Below are 19184 nucleotides of genomic sequence, written 5' to 3' on the forward strand. Positions count from 1 at the left end.
AATGGGGTAGTGGATTTTCTGCTATTCCATTTCTAATGTAAAAGGGATTGATTATTTACGTAATCAATCCCTTTTTTTATTTCAACTTAGTCCATCCACCAGCATTGTAGATTTCCTTTACACCTGCTTTTTTTATTTGAGCCATTGCCATTGATGCTCTCATTCCTGATTTACAGCATACAATTAATGGTTCTTGTAGCTTTAATACTTCAGGCATTCTTTTAGGAATTTGATCAACCGGGATGTTTACAGATCCCGAAATGTGCCCACTAGCAAACTCACCTTCTGATCTAACATCAAGTATTTTGGCACCATTTGCTACTAATTCCTTATAATTTACCTTTGGTCCTAAGCCAAATAATTTTCTTAAAAATTCCATGTGTCTATGTTTTATTTTAAGTAAAATTACTAATCAGTGAGACAATGCTATGTGACAAATGTTACGTTAGTGTCACTTTATTTCTGCCAAGCTTCACTTTCCCAATTTTTTCTAATTGTTTTAGAAGTCTTGAAATAACCTCTCTGGAAGTATTTAAGTTCAATGCTATTTCTGAATGTGAGATATGTAAAACTTCAGTATTCTTAATGCCTTGTAATTTTTGAAGGTAGTTCAATAACCTTTCATCCATTTTTTTAAAAGCAAGTTCATCAATGGCTTTGAGTAAACCATCGAAACGAACTTTATAAGCATGCATCACAAAATCTCTCCATTCGGGAAAGCGTAACATCCAATCATCAATTTTCTTAAGAGGAACCTTATATACCAAGGCATCTTCTTCTGCAGAAACTCTAACAGCACTCTCTTGATACATCATAGAAATGGTACAAGTTTCACCATACTCCAAATAATAGAGGAATATTTCATTTCCTTCCTCGTCCTCTCTTGTTACTTTAAGAACTCCTTTGGTGACAATAGGAACAAAGTTCATTTCTTCATTTAAATCGATAAGAAATTCACCTTCTTTTATTTCAACCAATTCACCAGTTTCAAGAAATTCTTTTTGTATTGGATGATCTGGAGTAGTATTAGGGAAGCTAACTTGTATAAATTGCTTTAGGATAGGATTCATAACTTAGTAAACATATGATGATTATTTCATATGACAAATATAGAAGAACTATTTCTAATAGTTTAAGTATATAAATCTTCTTTAACATGTTTTCTTGTGGCCCAACTCCATACTAAGCGAGCATCACCAGTAGAAAACTTATTTTCTCTATCCAGCTCTGATTGATTTTCAAATTCAGGTCCGAACTCTTCGTCCATGGTGATCATTCCAAAATCTCTATCTTTAATATTAGATAGGATAGCACCTACTTTTTGAACTGCTTCTTGACCAATAACCAACCAAGGATTAGATCTTCCCAATAAGTTTGTGACTTGTCCATATGCTTCATCACCAAGTGCATTTTCTACATCGGTTAAAAGCTTACCGGCATTTCTAATATTATCTCTTGAGTGTCTTAAGAATACTCTCACCTTAAGCCTTCTATTTCTAGGCATATCTCTATCCAAAACGAAAAGACCATTGGCTCCAATAGCGTTTTGAGGTTCAAAATATACTTTGTTTTCAGCATTTGGTTTAAGTTCAATTAGACCATGGTTCTCATTGGGAATAGTAGTCATGATCCATTTATCTTTTTCCGTAGGATGTTCAGCCATCACTACGAAGTATAATTTCCATCTTTTCTTTGAACGAAGAATTTCTAGTTCTTCAAATTCTAATAAAATCTCTTCTTTCATGTTTTAGTTTATTAATGAGAGTACAGTTTATATTTTGATGAAGTTACAAAATTTGTTGCTGATTTAAGCGGGTTATTCCGTATCTTTTCGGCTGTATTTAAAAACCTGTTTATAATGACAAAGGACGAACTAATAAATCACTTAAATATGATGCCTCACCCTGAAGGAGGTTATTATGTTGAGACTTACCGATCACATAAGATCGGAATGATAAATAAAAATAATATAGAGAGAAACGCTTCTACTGCGATTTACTTCTTAATGGGCGATAACGATTTTTCTACTTTTCATAAATTGAAATTTACTGAGATTTGGCACCATTACGATGGAAATCCAGTTGAAATCGTTGAAATTACTCCGACAGGAGAATTGAAAAGATCAATTGTTGGAAAAGACTTCTTAAAAGGTGAAACACCTCAACATGTTATTACAGGTGGGAATTGGTTTGCAGCGAGAACAATTGAATCAGAGGGTTCTGATTATGTATTAGTAGGTTGTACTGTCGCACCAGGTTTTGAATTTGAAGATTTCGAAATTGCAGATGTAAATAAACTGGCAGAAGATTATCCTGACCATAAGGAGATCATTATGGAGTTTAAGAAATAATAAAAAATCCCAATCTTTTAAGGTTGGGATTTTTTATTTTAAATGAGGAAGAGTGATTTCAAGCCTTTGTTTATTATTCTTTAGAACGTTTACCTGATACTTTCCTTTTAGCTTTTCTACAATTTCTGATGTAATAAAAATACCTCTAGAATAATCATCATGAGCAAAATTGAGAGAATGAGATTTGTCAAACCCATTATTACTAGCGGTAGGATTACGAGGAGAAACATTATCAATAAATGCGAGGTATACTCCATTATCGGTCTTCTTGATCTCAATAAGAAGCTTTATCTCTATATCTCTTGAAACTAATTGAAGAATTGTTGTACAGATATTTTTAAATAATAAGTCAATTCTATTCTTATCAGATTGATAAACTTCTTTTTTTAATCCATTGGCTACGGTTACATTAATATTGTAGCCGGAGTTTTCTACGAAATTATACAACCCATTAATGATAGTATCAAAATCGACTACTTCTATATTTAAATCACTTTGTTGATTATAATAATAGGCTAAGATTTTCTGCAAGTGCATATCCTGAGTCCATACAGTATCTTCCATCAATCGAAGCATATTCTTGTGGTCTTTGATGTCAGCTTTCATCAACTGAATAATACCTTGGATTGTGGTCAATGGACCTCTTAAATCATGTGCAGCTCTATAAATAAAGTGATCTAGTTTTTCTTCAATTTTCTTTTGGTCAGAAATATTTAAGAATACAGCATTCAACCCAATTACTTTGTTATCCTCAATAATAGGAGAGAGGAACAACTCAACTGCTTTCCATTCAGAATCATATTGGATTTGAAAAGAGGTGTGTGAGGTTTGCTGTTTATTTAAAGTATCTTGTAAAAACTTAGTGATTTCTTTGCCTGCTTCCGTTTTGATGATGTTGTGGATTGATTTCCCAACATGAGAGGGAGCAAGAAACTTAGAAGGTTGCTTACTACTTCCAGATCCAATCCAAGTAAGCTTGAAGTTTACATCAAATTGACAAAGTTTAATTCTTGAATTATCTAAGATAGCACCATAACGTTGCTCATTGTTCTTTAGTTTTTCTTGAACCTGTGTAAGCGTGGTTAAATCTTTTACAAAACAAACAATATATGGAGTGTCATCCTCAGATGACACAATAGATGCCGTAATTTGAACAGGAAGTAGATTTCCTGACTTTGTTTGCATCACTGTTTCTATAATAAGGTGTTTTTCTCTTCTTAATTGGGAGAAAATTTCACTAGCATGTCCTTGTAAATGATAAGGAATAAACTTGTGGAAAGTAAATGTGTTATTTTCATTTTCAGTATAACCTGTAATTTTTGAAAATGCAGGGTTTGAATAAATGACTTTTTTGTCGAAAGGGTCTACCCAAACAATGCCGTCTACAGAGTGGAAATAAGTATCCCTAAATCGTTTCGCTTCTAATTCGTTTTTGATATTCTTTAGAACGAAAATGGCATTCACATATACTTGATCTAAAAAGAAAGGAATAAGTTTTACTTCATAGATATTTGCTCTTGAATTTTGTGAGATCGTAAATTCAAATTCTGTGATATCTTGATGTTCTATACTTTCTTGAATTTTCTGTTTGAATACAATTTGGTTCTTTGGTGATAAACCAACGGCAATAGACCTCCCTTCTTCAAAAGTGTGTAAACCTTTCAAGAAATCTTTCGAAATAAACTTCACGTTACCTTTTTCACTGATGACTAAGTAATGTTCAGGAGAATTTTGAGAGTGAGAGTTAGATAAATGCCTATTTTGTAAGAAAGCTTGCATGCAAATGCTGGGTTCTATTTTATCGTTTCAAACAGTTAGATTTACATAAATATACATATAAATGTTAAAATACTCAATTGATTCACTGATTGTTAACAATTTAATGATCCAAAAGGTAACATTTCTATGATTTTATTACATAAATAATAAATTCCTTCATCTTTTAATCATTTTTTTGGCTGATGTGTTGCCAACAATACCCTGAGGGGTCGTTAGTTTTTCTTTTACATCTATTTCCTGATTTAGTGTTTCCTCGACATACATGATCATTTACATCTAAAGCTTGTTTTTTATTAGACTTAACTTGCTGTTTCTTAGCATAGAATTCCCAATCGGATAAGTTCACATTACTTTCAAAGCTTTCCTGTATTGATAAGGAGATACCAGAAAAGAAATTCATTTGAGTCAGATTTTCTATTGAATCTACTGAAACGATATAATGTGATAAAGGATATTCTCCTTTTTTATTGGGTAATAGAAATGCTATTGCTGAATAGGTATTATTTAAAGTGTCAGCATATAATGCGATTTTATAATAATAGTTGGGGACACTAATCTCATTAGGACCAATAGTTTTTAAATTATCTTCCAAAACGGGTCCTGTAATTATATATAGATTTTGTTTATCGTATGTCCAATAACGGATTTGTTCCTCTAAGTTTTTCCATATGCCTCTATTAAACTCTGCTTCCTGAGGGCTCATGTTAGACAGGTAAAAGCTCTCGCTCATGGCCTGTTCGCTAAATGACATATCAGCAGCAGGAGCGAGGTGCCCTCTGTCATATCCCGTACCTTTATAATCAACTAGTTCAGCAGATTTAGTAGACACAGTGTTATCTGCTCTGAAATTATTTTTTCGATCTGCAACTTTATATAATTCTTCTTTTGTCAGTTCATAAGCTACCCAGGCTGACTGTTCATGTAATTCGTTATATCCAATAGTGTAAAAAGTATGTTCTATTATCTCGATTGTGTTATCATTTATATTCTGGGGAAGCCAGTGTTCAGGGAAGTTATCTTTATTTTGACCACTTGCGTAGAAAATAAATAATATAATGAGTTGAGGGGTTAGAAAAATAACTTTTGAAATCATATTAGTTTAGATTATTCTTATTGTGAAAATGCTTTCTATTTGGATAAAGATGCTTATTAAATATAGAGGATAAGCGAAAGTAAATATGGATTTTTATCTTTAAAAAGTGCAATAATATCTTAAAATGAAAATGTTAATAAGTGTGTATTGAAAAAATATGATAAAATATTTTGATATTAAACTACTTTTTATTCACTTACGTTTCCAAATATATTTTAATTATCCAAAAAAGAGTCATGTTTGGTGTATCAGAATTGTGAAATTGAAAAAAGATAGATAAGTCTAATTTTACTATGACAACTGCACATTTGACTACCTTTTATTACGAAGTACTATTTAATATATGACATCAAATTTCAACCCATCCTCTATTGTAAAAGAAGAGTTAAAAACAGATTTAAAAAGCAATCTACTAAATAATGATATAGGAAAAAGAGTTATTGAAAAAGCTCACTTGACACAAGAATATTTAGCCATTGAAGAAGACTATATTCCATTATCTAGTAATACTAAGTTTGATTTTGTAGTTTATTCGACAAAACCGAATAGTCATCATATCATTGGGTTTTTAGTGATTACTGATAGACATTTTAAATCTAAAAAAGAAGAAATATTAGAGGCATTGTCCCTGTGCCATGAGTTATATTTGGTGATTGATCTTTCTAGAAGTAATCACTTATTTGATTTGTTGGAGGATGAAGATCTTTCACAGATTGGAGTAATTGGTCGAATGAGCAATCATAAAATGGCAATTAGCAAAGTCCCTGAAAAACACCTAATTAATTTAAACCCTCATATGGACTTATTTCAAAGAAAAAATGAGCGTTTAAATCAAGATAATTCAATTCATCAAAGATATATTTCGGGTTAATTGTTAACAAAACACTATTTAAGTTATTGAATCTTAAATATTTTAGAATGAATGTAAATATTCAAAGATTCAATAAAAAAATACCGTAATTAGTTACGAGGATGAACAAAGATGAAAAATCATTCAGCGATTCCTGTTAACCTAATTTTATGCCGTAATTTCTATTAAATAGAGATTACGGTTTCTTTTTTTATAAAAAAGTGATTCACTTTATAGTAAATCACTTCTTGTTTTTGATTAAGCAAACTGACTCTTTAATCGAAGTTGTGTCAACTTATTTTTTGTGTCCAATGCAAAATCATTATTTATGATCCAATCGTAATAATGAGGGTCTTTCTTTAATGTATCTACAACCGATTTTCCCTTGTATTTACCAAAGTTGAAAATGGCATCTCCTTCATTATTTAATACCATTCTACCTGCAAAATCAACAAGGTTTTTGGCAGTAAGGTCATGAAGTGCGTTCATATCATTTTTTACAGGTTCGTACTCGGCACCATTCTTATCTTTAATGGTTACACCTTCGTAGTGTTTTACCTGTGCATCAATTACGTCTAATGTAGCGATGGTATCTGCTTCTGCTGAGTGTGCATCTTCTAATTCTCTACCACAGTAGAATTTTAATGCTGCACTTAGTGTTCTAGGCTCCATCATAAAGAAGATTTTTTGAGCATCTACAATTTTACGTTGGCTGAAGTCAAAATCTATACCTGCTCTTAAGAACTCTTCAGTGATTACGGGTAAATCAAAACGCAATACATTGTATCCACCGATATCACAACCTTTCATAAAAGCAGCTACTTCCTTGGCAATTTGTTTAAAAGTAGGCTTGTCTTTTATATCTTCATCATAGATACCATGCACTTTACTAGAAGCACTTGGAATGTGCATTTCTGGGTTAACACGGTATGTTTTTATAGTTCGTTCACCACTGACGTCTGCTTTAACCATTGAGATTTCAATAATTCTATCTTTAGTGACATTTGTTCCTGTTGTCTCTAAATCAAACACAACCAATGGGTTACGTAATTTTAAATTCATATTAGGTGGATTTCTAAATGTTTTTATAATTTAAGAGTTTCCTAACCATACTTTCCTTAGTTGTTTTTGTTCAGGTGTACAATCAGGGTTCTTTTCAAATATATTTTCTTCGATATTCTGAATAATCACAGTTCTAGCTTTCAATTTAACAATTTTCCCGTTTCTACGAACAGTAATTTTCACTTTTGGAAATTTTTCAGGATGATTAATAAAATCATCCATAATATCACTAATATTTTCTAGAGTGATATCAGTAGTATTGAATTGAAGTAAGACATCACCTTTTTGATAACCGATGTTAGATCCAAACTCATCCATATCAGTAATGTCCTCAATAAATATTTCATCGTTATCATTGACTGATAATCCTATATTCCCAAATGTGGCTGTTTCTATAATCACTTCATCTTCGTATAAAATTCCTACCTGCTCAAACATCTTTGTAAGTGGAAGAGGGTTAGGAGCATCGACATATTTCTCTAAATATTCAACAGCTTCTGGAATTCCACTTATTTCTCCTATGATATCAAAAAGTTCATCGTCTTTAAAGGGTTTTGTAGAACCATATTTTTCGGAAAGGTCTAACATTAAATCTCTAAGGTCATATTGCCCATTAGTATGCGACATTAGAATAAAATCTAATCCCATTGCAAGTAGAGCTCCCTTTTCGTAAACATTGGCATACTGTGCACTGTGTTCTCCTAAGCACTTTTTACTTAGTTCCGTAAATGCCAATTCTCTATTATATAAATGAGAGGAAGTGACGATTTTTTCCAATATAGAGTTAAGGTAATTTTCCTGTGAAATAACCCCTTCTTTTACTAATGCTAAACCTGCAAAATATTCGGTAACCCCTTCGTATAACCACAAATGTTTAGACATTTCGGGTTGGTTATAGTCAAAATTGGCAATCTCTTCTGAATGAATACTCAGAGGAGTAAGTATATGGAAAAACTCGTGGGAAGCAATTTCTTGAATAATTGGGAGAAGCAGCTTTGCACTTTCCTCAGGTAAGAAATAGAATGAGCTGTTCCAATGTTCCAAAGCACCCAATGCTCCCGAATTAGACGGTTTGTCTGTTAAGTAGATAATAAAAGCATAATGATCTGTGGGTAGCTTTCCTTTAAGAAAATGCTCTTGAGCTTTTAGTACTTCTTTTAAACTTTCTGCTACCTGTTTTGCATTAAGTTTTTTATTTGGTGAATAGAGACCGATTGAAACTTGAGTATCTGCCACCTGAATTGTAGCGGTATCCGCTTCAGCATACATAATGGGATTATCTACTAATCGATGGTAGTTTTCTACCCAAAAAACATCTTGGACAGAATTAGAAACATCTCTTTTTAATGAGGTGGACCCGTAATATTTCTGCGACCGGTTGATGTTTATTTTAAATGGAGTATTAATAAGTCCATCGAAATACCCAAAAAAGCCATGGTTGTTTAAAACAAATACTTTGTCTTTTTCAATATTGGTGCCTGCAGGTTCAAAAACCTTATGAGGTAAAAGTGTATCCCAAGTGTCGTCTACCATGTAAGTGATCTTACGAAGTTGGCGGGCTGAAGATATTTTCCATTGATTTACATTGAGCTGTTCTACAGGTAAAAGGTTGTTATTTTGATCAAAAGCTTTGAATTGGCTAATAAAACGCCCAAAATCATATACTTTATATGTTCCCGGTACAATGGCAGGGAATTGAAATATTATTTCTTCTTTATCTAATGAATCAATCAAAAGAGAAACACTAATCTGATCATTATTTACAAGATTTAGGTTGATACTATAATCATAGTAAAACTTCTCATTGTTTTGTCCTTGAACAAAAGTGTTTGCAAAAAATATTAAAGAGGCCCATAAACAAAGGAAGCGTGTCACTTTCATGAATAATTTTAATTTTAGATCAATTTTTCAAAAGTACAAAATCCTAAGAATTTATAAGAACGAAATGATTAGTTAACATACGTTGGGGCAGATATTTTCAATTCAATAACATTCTCCGTACTTTTGTAGCCCTTGTGGATTTAGCAAGTAGTTAATATTCAATCAGTAATGAGAAAAGTTGCCTTCTATACGCTTGGTTGCAAGCTAAACTTCTCTGAAACGTCGACTATCGGACGTCAGTTTGAAGAAAAAGGATATAAAAAAGTAGAGTTTTCAGATACTCCAGATATATATATAATCAACACTTGTTCTGTAACAGACAATGCAGATAAAAAGTGTCAGAAGATTGTAAGAGAAGCAAAGAAAATTGCTCCTAACTCTTATGTAGCCATTATTGGTTGCTATGCTCAGTTGAAACCGAAAGAGATTTCAGAACTAGAGGGAGTCGACGCGGTATTGGGTGCGGCAGAGAAATTCCGTTTATTAGAATTGTTAGACGGTTTTGTAAAAACTGAAGAACCACAAGTATTAGCTACTGAAATTAAAGAGACTAAAGAATTTGTTTCTGGTTATTCAATGAATGACCGAACAAGAACATTCTTAAAAGTACAAGATGGATGTAATTATAAATGTTCGTTCTGTACTATACCTTTAGCAAGAGGAAAGTCTAGAAGTGCTACTATTGCTGATATTATCCAAAATGCTAAAGAAATTGCGGCAACAGATACTAAAGAAGTAGTACTGACGGGAGTAAATATCGGAGACTTTGGTATTATTGATGGAAGACGTCAAGAAAGACTAATCGACTTGTTAAAGGAGTTGGATAAAGTAGAAGGTATTGAACGTTTCCGTATTTCTTCTATTGAGCCTAACTTATTGGATGAAGAAATTATTGGATTCTGTTCTGAATCTGACAAGTTTGTTCCTCATTTCCATATTCCGTTGCAATCGGGTTCTGACAAGATGTTGGAATTAATGCGAAGACGTTATAGAACAGATTTATATAAATCTCGTATCACCGAAATTAAATCACAGATGCCAGACGCATGTATTGGTGTTGATGTGATCATTGGTTTCCCTGGTGAAACAGAAGAAGACTTCTTAGATACCTACAACTTCTTAAATGAATTAGATGTAGCCTATCTTCATGTCTTTACTTACTCTGAACGTCCAAATACTGATGCCGTTCATATGGGTGGTGTTGTACCAAAAGCAGAAAGAACAAAACGTTCTAAAATGTTGAGAATTCTTTCGGATAAAAAGAAAAGAGCATTTTATGAGTCTCAATTAGGTACGACAAGAACAGTTTTATTCGAACATGATATTGAGGAAGGTAAAATGTTTGGTTTTACAGAGAATTATGTTCGAGTAGAAGCGAAGTATGATCCAGCTTTAGTCAATGAGTTAAAACAAATTGACTTGGTAAAAGTGAACGATCAAAATATTGTAGAAATTAAAGAGCCTGAAATTGTTTACGAAAAGCACTAATTTCAAAATTTGTCCATAAAATAGGCACCTTTCGTATCGATGTGAAAGGTGCCTTATTTTTTATTGGTATTTTTTGTAATCTGTATATCCTTCTTTACCTCCACCGTAGAATGTTGCATGGTTAGCGTAATCTACAGGGGTTAATTCCCAATTATTTTTAAATCTCTCAACCAAGTCAGGATTTGTAATAAATGGTTGTCCAAATGCAACCAAATCGACAAGGTCAGTATCTAAGAGTTCTTGAGCTTTGATTTGAGTTAATTTACCTGCTACCATAATTGGATATTGATAAATTGAACGTACTTTCTTTCGGTATTCATCCGTTACTTCTTTGAAATTTGAGATGTTTTCAGAAAAATGTAAGTATGCAAGTCCTAAGTCATTTAATTTTTCAACAAGCTTCAGGCTTAATGGAATCAATTCTTGATCATGTTCAGCGGCACCTTCAGCGACAAAAGGAGAAAGTCTAATGGCTGTTTTATCTGATCCAATTGCTTTTGCTACAGCTTTTACTGTTTCTAAAACCATTCTCATCCTATTTTCAGTAGATCCTCCATATTCATCTATTCTTGTATTTGAATAAGATCTTAAAAATGAGTCCAAAAGGTAGCCATGAGCTCCATGAAGCTCCACACCATCAAAACCAGCTTCAATGGCATTTTTTGCAGCTTGTACAAAGTCTTTTTGAGTGTTTTTGATATCCTCGATTGTCATTTCTCTTGGTACATCAGTTTCTATCATTCCATATTCACCATTACCAAGTGGTCCCCAAACTTTGTCAGCTTCCTTAATTCCTGAAGGGCCAATGGGTTGTTCACCTGCAATAGAGTGATGTGACCTTCTACCTACATGCCATAGCTGAATAAAAATTTTCCCGCCTTTTCTGTGAACTTCTTCAGTAACAGCTTTCCATCCTTTAATTTGCTCTTTTGCATAAATTCCTGGAGTAAATGAGTAACCTCTGCCAATTTTTGATATTGGGCTGCCTTCAGTAATAATTAAACCTGCAGATGCTCTTTGGCCATAATATTCAACAGCCAAAGGAGTAATAATATCTTCTCCAACTGATCTTGAACGAGTCATTGGAGCCATAACGATTCTATTTGTTAATGTGATATTTCCAATCTCAATAGGTGAGAATATTGAAGTATTCATGATTTTCTGATTAAATAATGTTTTGAGGAATAATTTATGACAAATGTCTGAACAATCTTGATAAGATTCGAGGAAGTAACGCACAGAATTAATGTGATATAGATCACACATGACTTTACTTCGTAAAACGACTTAGTGTTTCTCTACTTACTCCTAAATAGGATGCTATATATTTTTTTGGAACTCTTTGAATGAGGTCAGGTAGTTTGATTATCAAATTGTTGTATCGTTCTTCTGTAGAATCTCTCATTAATCCCATAACTCTTTGTTGTAGAGAAATATATCCCTTTGTTGATTTAATTCTAAAGAAATTTGCTAATGCAGGAATCTTATTACACATCATTTCTCGGTCTTCTAATGACATAACTAAGAAATATGCTTCCTCAAGGCAGTCAATACTTAAAGTAGCTCTTTCTTTATTTTGATATGCTTGGAAATCACTTACCCAATATTCTTCCATTGCAAACTGTAAAATGTGTTCTTTGCCACTTTCTTCAGTAAAATAAGACTTAACTAAACCTTTAATGATCCAGAATTCATTTGGGACTAGGTCGCCTTCTTGAATAAGGAATTGATGCTTTTTGAGGTGCTTTAATCGGAAATGTGATTTAATGAAAGACCATTCATCTTCGGTAATATTTATCGTTTTTAGGATATGTTCTTTTAATTTTTGTAGGGCATGATTGAGTTCCATATTTAAAATTGTAATGTTCAATTAATAGGATCTGATTTTTTCAAATGTACTACCTTTTCACTTCACAAGTTTAATAACTTGCAACTCTAGAAAAATTAATAAGATGAACCTAATTTTAAAAACGTCAACAGATAAGAGTATTGTTATTATTCGATGGATGGTAGGCTTTGTTTTTCTTTCAGAAGGAATTCAGAAATTCTTGTATCCAACAACTAGAGGGGCAGGTAGGTTTCTAAAAATTGGATTACCTAATCCGGAGTTCTTAGGTGATTTTGTAGGGGCAGTAGAAATATTAGCAGGTGTACTTTTGATACTAGGTATTGTTTCAAGAATTGCCGCTTTAAATACCTTTATTATTATGTGTGTAGCTATCATTACTACTAAGATTCCTCAAGTATCAGAAAATGGGATATGGAGTGCACTTCATGCAAGTAGAACTGATTGGGCGATGTGGTGTGGCAGTCTATTTATACTGTTAAAGGGTAGTGGACCATTTTCTTTCGATTATTACTTTATGAAGAAAAAGTAGAAATTAGTAAAGTCTGATGAATTCTTATAAATGACAAATATAACTTTCGAGATATTTCAGAGTTATTAAATTAGTCAGACACCATTTTATTTTATATCAACATGAAAAGGATATTTTTTGCATCTATGATATTTCCTTTTTTGTTTTTCTGTGCATGCAGTAATAATCCTTCAGAGAGTACTCAGAATAAAGAAAACAAACCCGAGGTATCAACTACTATTATTTTAAATGAAGCTAATTTTGGCCAATTAATTCTTAAGAAGAATTCTACCATCCTGTCTGAAAAAAATCTTCAAAAATTGTTCAAAGGACACCCCGTTACGGAAAGTGTAGGTCACCAAGATGGACCTAATTTTACCTTATTCAAAGTAGGAGATGGACTGACCTTTTCTACAGAAAATGCCGAAACAAATATCATCAATAAAGTATATATCACTAATGAGGATTATACGGATGAATATGGTGTTCATGTTGGAGATAATTTCAATGATGTTTTAAGTAGAAGAACTGATCTTGAATTAAAAACAATACACTACCATATTTATTTAGTGGAACATACATCTCATGTTAAGTACGAGATGCAATTACAAAATTACAACGCACCTGATAAAGATGAGTATACCATGGAAGATCTTGAACAGTATAATGCTATTGTAGAAGCTATTATTTGGGAATAAATCAAACGAAAAGATTTGTGAATTTTTATTAATTCTAACATTCTACTCTTGACTTTATTCCTAATACTTTTTGATATTTGATGTATGAGTAAAGCCATCAAAAATATTTTTCTATCTATTGTTTTGATAGTGGGCACCATCGGTATTATTGCTAACGCACATATTTGCCAAGGAATGCTGAAAGCTGTCAACATGCAAGCATCACACTATTGCTGTGAGATGTCTATGGATATGAAAGAAAAATCTGATTGCTGTGAAAATAATGCTCAACACCTTAAAGTTGAAAGCCATTTTGATCATTTAATAGATTTGGTTGAGGTTCCTTCTTTTACTTATAAAGAACTTATCAAGGACCTTTGGGCTTCTGCTTATCCCACTATTTTGCCTGAAAATCACAATCATATATGTACTACACAAATGATTGATCTCTTTATCGAGAAAACACCTCCCATATTCAGGCAAACTCCCATTAATATTACGAATCAGACATTTATCGTTTAGAGAGGAATATTCTTTTGCTACTTAAAAGAGTACAATAGTCTATTTTTTTGTAATTTCAGAGGCGTTTATATAAGCGGCTCTCTAAACACTATATTAATGATTAATAAAATTGTTCGTTTCTTTCTATACAATAGAATAGTAACGATAGTGATGTTGTTGTTGGTCGTTTTTTGGGGATTAATGCATAGCCCATTTAAAACTAAAATCAACAACTATATTCCATATGATCCAGTATCAGTTGATGCGATTCCTGATATTGGAGACAATCAACAAATAGTTTTTACCAATTGGTCTGGAAGATCTCCTCAAGATATTGAAGATCAAATTACCTATCCATTAACGACGAGTTTGTTAGGTATTCCGGGGGTAAAGAGTATCCGTAGTAATTCTATGTTTGGGTTCTCTACAATCAATATCATTTTTAAAGATGACATTGAATTTTACTTTGGTAGAACAAGAATCCTTGAAAAAATAAATAGTTTATCCCCAGGAACTTTGCCAGAGGGAGTACAACCTACATTGGGTCCTGATGCCACCGCTGTAGGTCAGGTTTTTTGGTATACCCTTGAAGGTAGAGATGAGGAAGGAAACCCAACAGGTGGTTGGGATCTAGAAGAATTGAGAACCACACAAGACTTTCTGGTTAAATATGCATTAATGTCAGCTGATGGTGTTGCTGAAGTTGCTTCTGTTGGAGGGTATGTAAAGGAGTATCAGATTGATGTGGACCCGAATGCATTAAAGGCTTATGGTGTAACCTTACAGCAAGTCATGAATGCCGTTCGTAATTCTAATTTAGATGTTGGAGCAAGAACCATTGAAGTCAATAATACAGAGTATTTTGTAAGAGGTATTGGCTACATCAAAAATCTAGGTGATTTAGAGGAATCAGTTGTTAAGGTAAATGCAAATATTCCTATTAGAATTAAAGATGTTGCTAAAGTATTGGAAGGGCCAGCAGTACGTAGGGGAATCTTAGACAAAGAGGGAGCCGAAGCTGTTGGGGGAGTTGTCACTGCTCGTTTTGGTGCTAATCCAATGCTTGTTGTAGACCATGTGAAGGATAAAATAAAAGATATTCAAAATGGTTTACCACAGAAAGTACTAGAAGATGGAACGGTAAGTAAAATGACTATCGTACCATTCTATGACCGTTCGGTTTTAATCAAAGAAACTTTAGGAACACTAAATGAGGCTTTAACACAGGAAATACTAATTACTGTGATAGTAGTTCTAATTATGGTTTGGAACTTACGCGCTTCTATGTTGATTTCAAGCTTGTTACCTATAGCTGTGCTGATGGTATTTATCATCATGAAATACATGGGGATCGTTGCTAATATTGTGTCTTTAAGTGGTATAGCTATTGCCATAGGTACGATGGTGGATATAGGTATTGTTATGTCTGAAAATCTGATCAAACATTTAGAATACCGAGAGGACAGGAAGCTAGTCGATTTAATTTATGATTCAACAGCAGAGGTATCAGGTGCTATTGTGACGGCGGTGGCCACAACAGTAGTTAGTTTTATACCTGTATTTACGCTGCAAGCTTCAGAAGGGAAGTTATTTACACCTTTGGCTTTTACAAAGACCTTTGCATTGTGTGCATCTGTTGTCGTAGCCTTGGTTTTTCTACCCATGTTTGCTTATTATTTTTTTAGATCAAATGAGAAGAGTAAAGGTCGTTTAATACTCCAAATTTGCTTTTTCATATATGGAATCTGGCTATTATTTTATTCTAAAGTAAGCCTCGGAATTGGGGTGATCTTAATTACATCTTACAATATCTTTGGCGAGTATATTAAAGATCTCTTACCTCAAGGGTCATATGATAAAATAAGAAGCATACTTGTCGCATTAGTAATTACTTATCTTTTAGCCATAGATTGGTTGCCATTAGGTGCTCAAGAAAGTACGTTTAAAAATGTATTATTCGTTGGAGGGTTAATTACTTTAATTCTTGGTGGCTTCCAGTTATTTATCTATTTATATCCGAAGTTATTAGCTAAATGTCTAGAGAATAAAGTATCCTTTTTAACGCTAATTTTTATTGTTGTTTTTTCAGGCATTTCAGCATGGTTGGGTTTTCCAAAGTTATTCTCTCCATTTACAGATATAGGTAAGAAGTTGGGAGTAGACATTACTCAAACTTCAGCATATAAAAATATGAGTGGCTTATTTCCTGGTATTGGATCTGAATTTATGCCTTCATTATCCGAAGGAAGTTTCCTATTAATGCCTACAACAATGCCGAATGCAGGGATTTCTGAAGTCAAGAAAAACCTTCAGTTAATGGATATGGCTGTAAAAAGTATCCCAGAGATTTCATCTGTTGTGGGTAAAGCAGGAAGAACACAATCACCTTTAGACCCTGCGCCGTTATCGATGTACGAGAATATAATCAACTATAAGAATGAATACAAAGTTGATGAAAATGGGACCCGTCTAAGATTTAAAATAGATAGTGAAGGGGAGTATGTAAGAGATGAAAAAGGAAAACTAATCGAAGATCCTGATGGACAATATTTCCGACAGTGGAGAGATCATATTCAATCTGCAGATGATATTTGGAATGAAATTGTTAAGGTTTCGTCTCTACCTGGTCTAACATCTGCTCCAAAATTACAGCCTATTGAGACAAGGTTAATTATGACCCAAACAGGCATGAGAGCACCGATGGGCATAAAAGTATATGGGCCTGATTTGGCTACGATAGAATCATTTGGATTGCAATTAGAACAGTTACTCAAAGAGGTGCCTTCAGTTAAAAAGGAAGCAGTTTTTGCCGATCGAATCGTAGGCAAACCTTATTTAGAAATTGAGATTGATCGTCAAAAAATAGCTCGATATGGTATGAATATCAAAGATATGCAGCTGTTGTTGGAGATGGTCATAGGAGGGATGCCTTTAACTTATACTGTTGAAGGCAGAGAGCGTTTTCCTGTAAGAATGAGATATGCTCGAGAGTATCGAGACAATCCAGATGTACTTAAAAAGTTTTTGGTGAATGTTCCTCTAGGGATTCAAGTCCCTTTGGAAGAAATAGCTGATATCAATTATGTGGCAGGACCTCAGAGTATTAAGAGCGAGGATACTTTTCTTACAGGCTATGTGCTATTAGATAAAAAAGAAGGCTTTTCTGAAGTGCAAGTCGTCGATCAGTCGATGGAATACATTCAGTCAAAAATTAATACAGGGAATTTGGTAGTGCCAAAAGGAGTGAGTTTTAAGTTTTCAGGGAACTATGAAAACCAACTAAGGGCATCCAAACGATTGTCTTTTGTGATGCCTATTTGTTTGATGTTGATTTTCTTTATTCTCTATCTTCAGTTTAAATCCGTTCGAACCACATTTATGGTGTTTTCTGGTATCGCTGTAGCTTTTAGTGGGGGTTTCTTGATGCTTTGGCTTTATAGTAAACCGGGCTTCTTGGATGCCACCCTATTAGGAACAAATATGCAAGACTTATTTAATGTGGGATCAGTAAATTTAAGTGTTGCGGTTTGGGTTGGTTTTATAGCACTATTTGGTATAGCTACCGATGATGGGGTTTTGATCGCTACTTATTTAGATCAATCTTTTTCTAGACATCAACCTAAAACAATAGCAGGAATAAGAAAAGCTGTTTTAGAAGGAGGAATGAGAAGAATTCGACCAAGTTTAATGACAACGGCAACGACTCTTCTTGCCTTTATTCCAATTCTTACTTCAACAGGACGAGGAGCAGATATCATGAAACCAATGGCTATTCCAGGGTTTGGAGGAATGACAGTTGCGTTATTGACTCTATTTGTTGTTCCTACATTATACTGTGCAGTAGAAGAAGCGAGTTTATTGAAAAGTAAAAGATAAATGAGCCTTCAAAACGAAATACAATTATGAAAAATATACTATATATCCTTTTATTATTTCCAGTCGTTGGCTTCGCACAGAATCCTTATTTGGACCAATATATAGAACAAGCCCTTGAAAATAATTATGGAGTCCAAGCTAAATCACAATCCATCCAGGTGATTGCTTCTGAAAAAGAAATGATTAAAGGGAAAGGGGCCTCAAATCTTGACTTAATGTATGGTTATGGTGCTTCTCCAATCGAGACTAGAAATGGTCCTTTAAATCATAAAATTTCAGCAGGAATTATGTTGCCCTGGTTTGGTTCAAGGGCTACACAATATGAAGTAGTGGATCAAAAAATTATCAAAGCGGAGAAAGATAAAATTCAAACTGAAAATAGTATAAAGTATTCTGTTCGGTCTCTATATTTTCAGATGATCCAGAACCAAAAAGATCTTACTTCCTCTCGAGACAATATTTTGATCCTGAAGACTTTTGAGTCTATAGCACTAACACAATATGAAAATGCTAAGGGTTCATTAGTTGATGTATTAAGAGTGCAAATGCAAATTGAAGATGCTGATAATAATATCAATAAGTTGATAGAAGATAGTACACTTTTACACCAACAATTTGAATTGGTATTAAATTCTTCAGTTTCAGATGTGAACATCACAGATAAAATCAATTTTGTTGCGTCAAGCGATTCAAACCTTGAAAACAACCCTTTATTACAGGGTATGGAAGCTTCTCAAAATATGATTAGAGCTGAAGTGAATTCAGTTTCTAAATCGGCGGCTCCTCAGATTAAATTGGGATTAGAATATGGCATTTTAGGAGATACACAAATGTCAGCTGAAAATCCTGGTAGAAACACAGTAATGCCGATGTTAGGTTTATCCATTCCTGTTTTCAATGCCAAGAAATATTCTGGTCAAAAGGAACAACTTACTTTAAGTCATCAAACGATTGACTTAGAGAAGCAAGAATTAGAAAATGTACTTCAGGCCGAACTATTAAAAGCAATGAATCAAAGAGAGGATGCTCATAAAGATATTGAGTTGATTCATTCTCAGATGCTAAAAATAGAGCAGGCCATTAAAGTACAAAGAGAAGTATATACTGTAGGAAACTCACAAGGGGGAGCATTTATTGAATTACTACGTTTACAAATGCAACGTTTAGATTTCCTATTTAAAGAGCATAAAGCAGAAAGTAGTTTGAATGACGCTTTAGCAAAAATCAACTTTATTCAAGGGGTTTAAAACCTAAAGTTTAAAATGACATT

The 19184-nt window shown here is 33.4% G+C and carries 17 protein-coding genes; 8 read left to right on the forward strand and 9 right to left on the reverse strand.

What is annotated here, in order from left to right; genetic code table 11:
• Positions 1–76 precede the first annotated feature (76 nt).
• From QL232_RS09455 to QL232_RS09465, 3 genes are all read right to left on the reverse strand, one after another.
• Positions 77–379 (reverse strand): rhodanese-like domain-containing protein, encoded by a 303-nt coding sequence (locus tag QL232_RS09455; protein WP_281613942.1) that lies wholly within the window; start codon positions 377–379, stop codon positions 77–79.
• A gap of 61 nt (positions 380–440) precedes the next feature.
• A complete protein-coding gene (locus QL232_RS09460) occupies positions 441–1070 on the reverse strand; it encodes a Crp/Fnr family transcriptional regulator (RefSeq protein WP_281613943.1) in 630 nt (209 codons plus the stop codon).
• A gap of 62 nt (positions 1071–1132) precedes the next feature.
• Positions 1133–1744, reverse strand: coding sequence for a hypothetical protein (locus tag QL232_RS09465; RefSeq protein WP_168882917.1), 612 nt, complete (start codon positions 1742–1744; stop codon positions 1133–1135).
• Between the two features lie 114 nt (positions 1745–1858).
• Between QL232_RS09465 and QL232_RS09470 the strand changes: the two genes are divergently transcribed.
• Positions 1859–2350 carry a cupin domain-containing protein gene (locus tag QL232_RS09470; RefSeq protein WP_281613944.1) on the forward strand — a complete coding sequence of 164 codons (492 nt, stop codon included), beginning with the start codon at positions 1859–1861 and terminating at the stop codon, positions 2348–2350.
• Between the two features lie 33 nt (positions 2351–2383).
• On the opposite strand, the gene QL232_RS09475 is transcribed toward QL232_RS09470, so the two are convergent.
• Together QL232_RS09475 and QL232_RS09480 are read right to left on the reverse strand one after the other, a co-directional pair.
• Positions 2384–4129, reverse strand: a complete 1746-nt coding sequence (locus QL232_RS09475; RefSeq protein ID WP_281613945.1) for a PAS domain S-box protein — start codon at positions 4127–4129, stop codon at positions 2384–2386.
• Positions 4130–4292: 163 nt separating this feature from the next.
• Positions 4293–5222, reverse strand: a complete 930-nt coding sequence (locus QL232_RS09480; protein WP_281613946.1) for a DNA/RNA non-specific endonuclease — start codon at positions 5220–5222, stop codon at positions 4293–4295.
• Positions 5223–5565: 343 nt separating this feature from the next.
• On the opposite strand from QL232_RS09480, the gene QL232_RS09485 reads away from it, so the two are divergent.
• The gene (locus QL232_RS09485; RefSeq protein ID WP_281613947.1) at positions 5566–6093 is read left to right on the forward strand and encodes a hypothetical protein; all 528 of its coding nucleotides are present in this window, start codon (positions 5566–5568) and stop codon (positions 6091–6093) included.
• A 237-nt stretch (positions 6094–6330) separates the two neighbouring features.
• Here QL232_RS09485 and QL232_RS09490 read toward each other — a convergent pair whose 3' ends face one another.
• Positions 6331–7134 (reverse strand): 3'-5' exonuclease, encoded by an 804-nt coding sequence (locus QL232_RS09490; RefSeq protein ID WP_281613948.1) that lies wholly within the window; start codon positions 7132–7134, stop codon positions 6331–6333.
• A 30-nt stretch (positions 7135–7164) separates the two neighbouring features.
• Positions 7165–9015: a peptidase M61 gene (locus QL232_RS09495; RefSeq protein ID WP_281613949.1), complete on the reverse strand. Its 1851-nt coding sequence runs from the start codon at positions 9013–9015 to the stop codon at positions 7165–7167.
• A gap of 168 nt (positions 9016–9183) precedes the next feature.
• On the opposite strand from QL232_RS09495, the gene mtaB reads away from it, so the two are divergent.
• On the forward strand, positions 9184–10503 hold the full coding sequence (mtaB, locus tag QL232_RS09500; protein ID WP_281613950.1) for a tRNA (N(6)-L-threonylcarbamoyladenosine(37)-C(2))-methylthiotransferase MtaB: 1320 nt from the start codon (positions 9184–9186) through the stop codon (positions 10501–10503).
• Positions 10504–10563: 60 nt separating this feature from the next.
• Here the strand turns inward: mtaB and QL232_RS09505 are convergent, their stop codons facing one another.
• Both QL232_RS09505 and QL232_RS09510 read right to left on the reverse strand, forming a co-directional pair.
• Positions 10564–11658: an alkene reductase gene (locus QL232_RS09505; protein ID WP_281613951.1), complete on the reverse strand. Its 1095-nt coding sequence runs from the start codon at positions 11656–11658 to the stop codon at positions 10564–10566.
• Positions 11659–11773: 115 nt separating this feature from the next.
• Positions 11774–12352, reverse strand: coding sequence for a Crp/Fnr family transcriptional regulator (locus QL232_RS09510; protein ID WP_281613952.1), 579 nt, complete (start codon positions 12350–12352; stop codon positions 11774–11776).
• A gap of 103 nt (positions 12353–12455) precedes the next feature.
• Here QL232_RS09510 and QL232_RS09515 point away from each other — a divergent pair, with 103 nt between their 5' ends.
• The 5 genes from QL232_RS09515 to QL232_RS09535 all read left to right on the forward strand — a co-directional run bounded on the left by QL232_RS09515 (position 12456) and on the right by QL232_RS09535 (position 19161).
• On the forward strand, positions 12456–12881 hold the full coding sequence (locus QL232_RS09515; protein WP_281613953.1) for a DoxX family protein: 426 nt from the start codon (positions 12456–12458) through the stop codon (positions 12879–12881).
• A gap of 101 nt (positions 12882–12982) precedes the next feature.
• Positions 12983–13558, forward strand: coding sequence for a hypothetical protein (locus tag QL232_RS09520; RefSeq protein ID WP_281613954.1), 576 nt, complete (start codon positions 12983–12985; stop codon positions 13556–13558).
• Between the two features lie 84 nt (positions 13559–13642).
• Positions 13643–14059: a hypothetical protein gene (locus QL232_RS09525; RefSeq protein ID WP_281613955.1), complete on the forward strand. Its 417-nt coding sequence runs from the start codon at positions 13643–13645 to the stop codon at positions 14057–14059.
• Positions 14060–14155: 96 nt separating this feature from the next.
• Positions 14156–17914 carry an efflux RND transporter permease subunit gene (locus QL232_RS09530; protein ID WP_281613956.1) on the forward strand — a complete coding sequence of 1253 codons (3759 nt, stop codon included), beginning with the start codon at positions 14156–14158 and terminating at the stop codon, positions 17912–17914.
• Between the two features lie 26 nt (positions 17915–17940).
• Entirely contained in the window at positions 17941–19161 is a 1221-nt protein-coding gene (locus QL232_RS09535) for a TolC family protein (RefSeq protein ID WP_281613957.1), read from the forward strand.
• Positions 19162–19184 lie beyond the last annotated feature (23 nt).

This window comes from Flammeovirga sp. SubArs3 (genome assembly GCF_947387565.1).
GTDB classification, from domain to species: domain Bacteria; phylum Bacteroidota; class Bacteroidia; order Cytophagales; family Flammeovirgaceae; genus Flammeovirga; species Flammeovirga agarivorans.

Bases quoted from the DNA above. Each gene is read 5' to 3' on its own strand.
- QL232_RS09515 (WP_281613953.1), top strand. From the start codon at position 12,456: ATGAACCTAATTTTAAAAACGTCAACAGATAAGAGTATTGTTATTATT.
- QL232_RS09510 (WP_281613952.1), bottom strand. From the start codon at position 12,352: ATGGAACTCAATCATGCCCTACAAAAATTAAAAGAACATATCCTAAAA.
- QL232_RS09455 (WP_281613942.1), bottom strand. From the start codon at position 379: ATGGAATTTTTAAGAAAATTATTTGGCTTAGGACCAAAGGTAAATTAT.
- QL232_RS09530 (WP_281613956.1), top strand. From the start codon at position 14,156: ATGATTAATAAAATTGTTCGTTTCTTTCTATACAATAGAATAGTAACG.
- QL232_RS09505 (WP_281613951.1), bottom strand. From the start codon at position 11,658: ATGAATACTTCAATATTCTCACCTATTGAGATTGGAAATATCACATTA.
- QL232_RS09520 (WP_281613954.1), top strand. From the start codon at position 12,983: ATGAAAAGGATATTTTTTGCATCTATGATATTTCCTTTTTTGTTTTTC.
- QL232_RS09495 (WP_281613949.1), bottom strand. From the start codon at position 9,015: ATGAAAGTGACACGCTTCCTTTGTTTATGGGCCTCTTTAATATTTTTT.
- QL232_RS09535 (WP_281613957.1), top strand. From the start codon at position 17,941: ATGAAAAATATACTATATATCCTTTTATTATTTCCAGTCGTTGGCTTC.
- QL232_RS09470 (WP_281613944.1), top strand. From the start codon at position 1,859: ATGACAAAGGACGAACTAATAAATCACTTAAATATGATGCCTCACCCT.
- QL232_RS09480 (WP_281613946.1), bottom strand. From the start codon at position 5,222: ATGATTTCAAAAGTTATTTTTCTAACCCCTCAACTCATTATATTATTT.
- QL232_RS09465 (WP_168882917.1), bottom strand. From the start codon at position 1,744: ATGAAAGAAGAGATTTTATTAGAATTTGAAGAACTAGAAATTCTTCGT.
- mtaB (WP_281613950.1), top strand. From the start codon at position 9,184: ATGAGAAAAGTTGCCTTCTATACGCTTGGTTGCAAGCTAAACTTCTCT.
- QL232_RS09490 (WP_281613948.1), bottom strand. From the start codon at position 7,134: ATGAATTTAAAATTACGTAACCCATTGGTTGTGTTTGATTTAGAGACA.
- QL232_RS09460 (WP_281613943.1), bottom strand. From the start codon at position 1,070: ATGAATCCTATCCTAAAGCAATTTATACAAGTTAGCTTCCCTAATACT.
- QL232_RS09485 (WP_281613947.1), top strand. From the start codon at position 5,566: ATGACATCAAATTTCAACCCATCCTCTATTGTAAAAGAAGAGTTAAAA.
- QL232_RS09475 (WP_281613945.1), bottom strand. From the start codon at position 4,129: ATGCAAGCTTTCTTACAAAATAGGCATTTATCTAACTCTCACTCTCAA.
- QL232_RS09525 (WP_281613955.1), top strand. From the start codon at position 13,643: ATGAGTAAAGCCATCAAAAATATTTTTCTATCTATTGTTTTGATAGTG.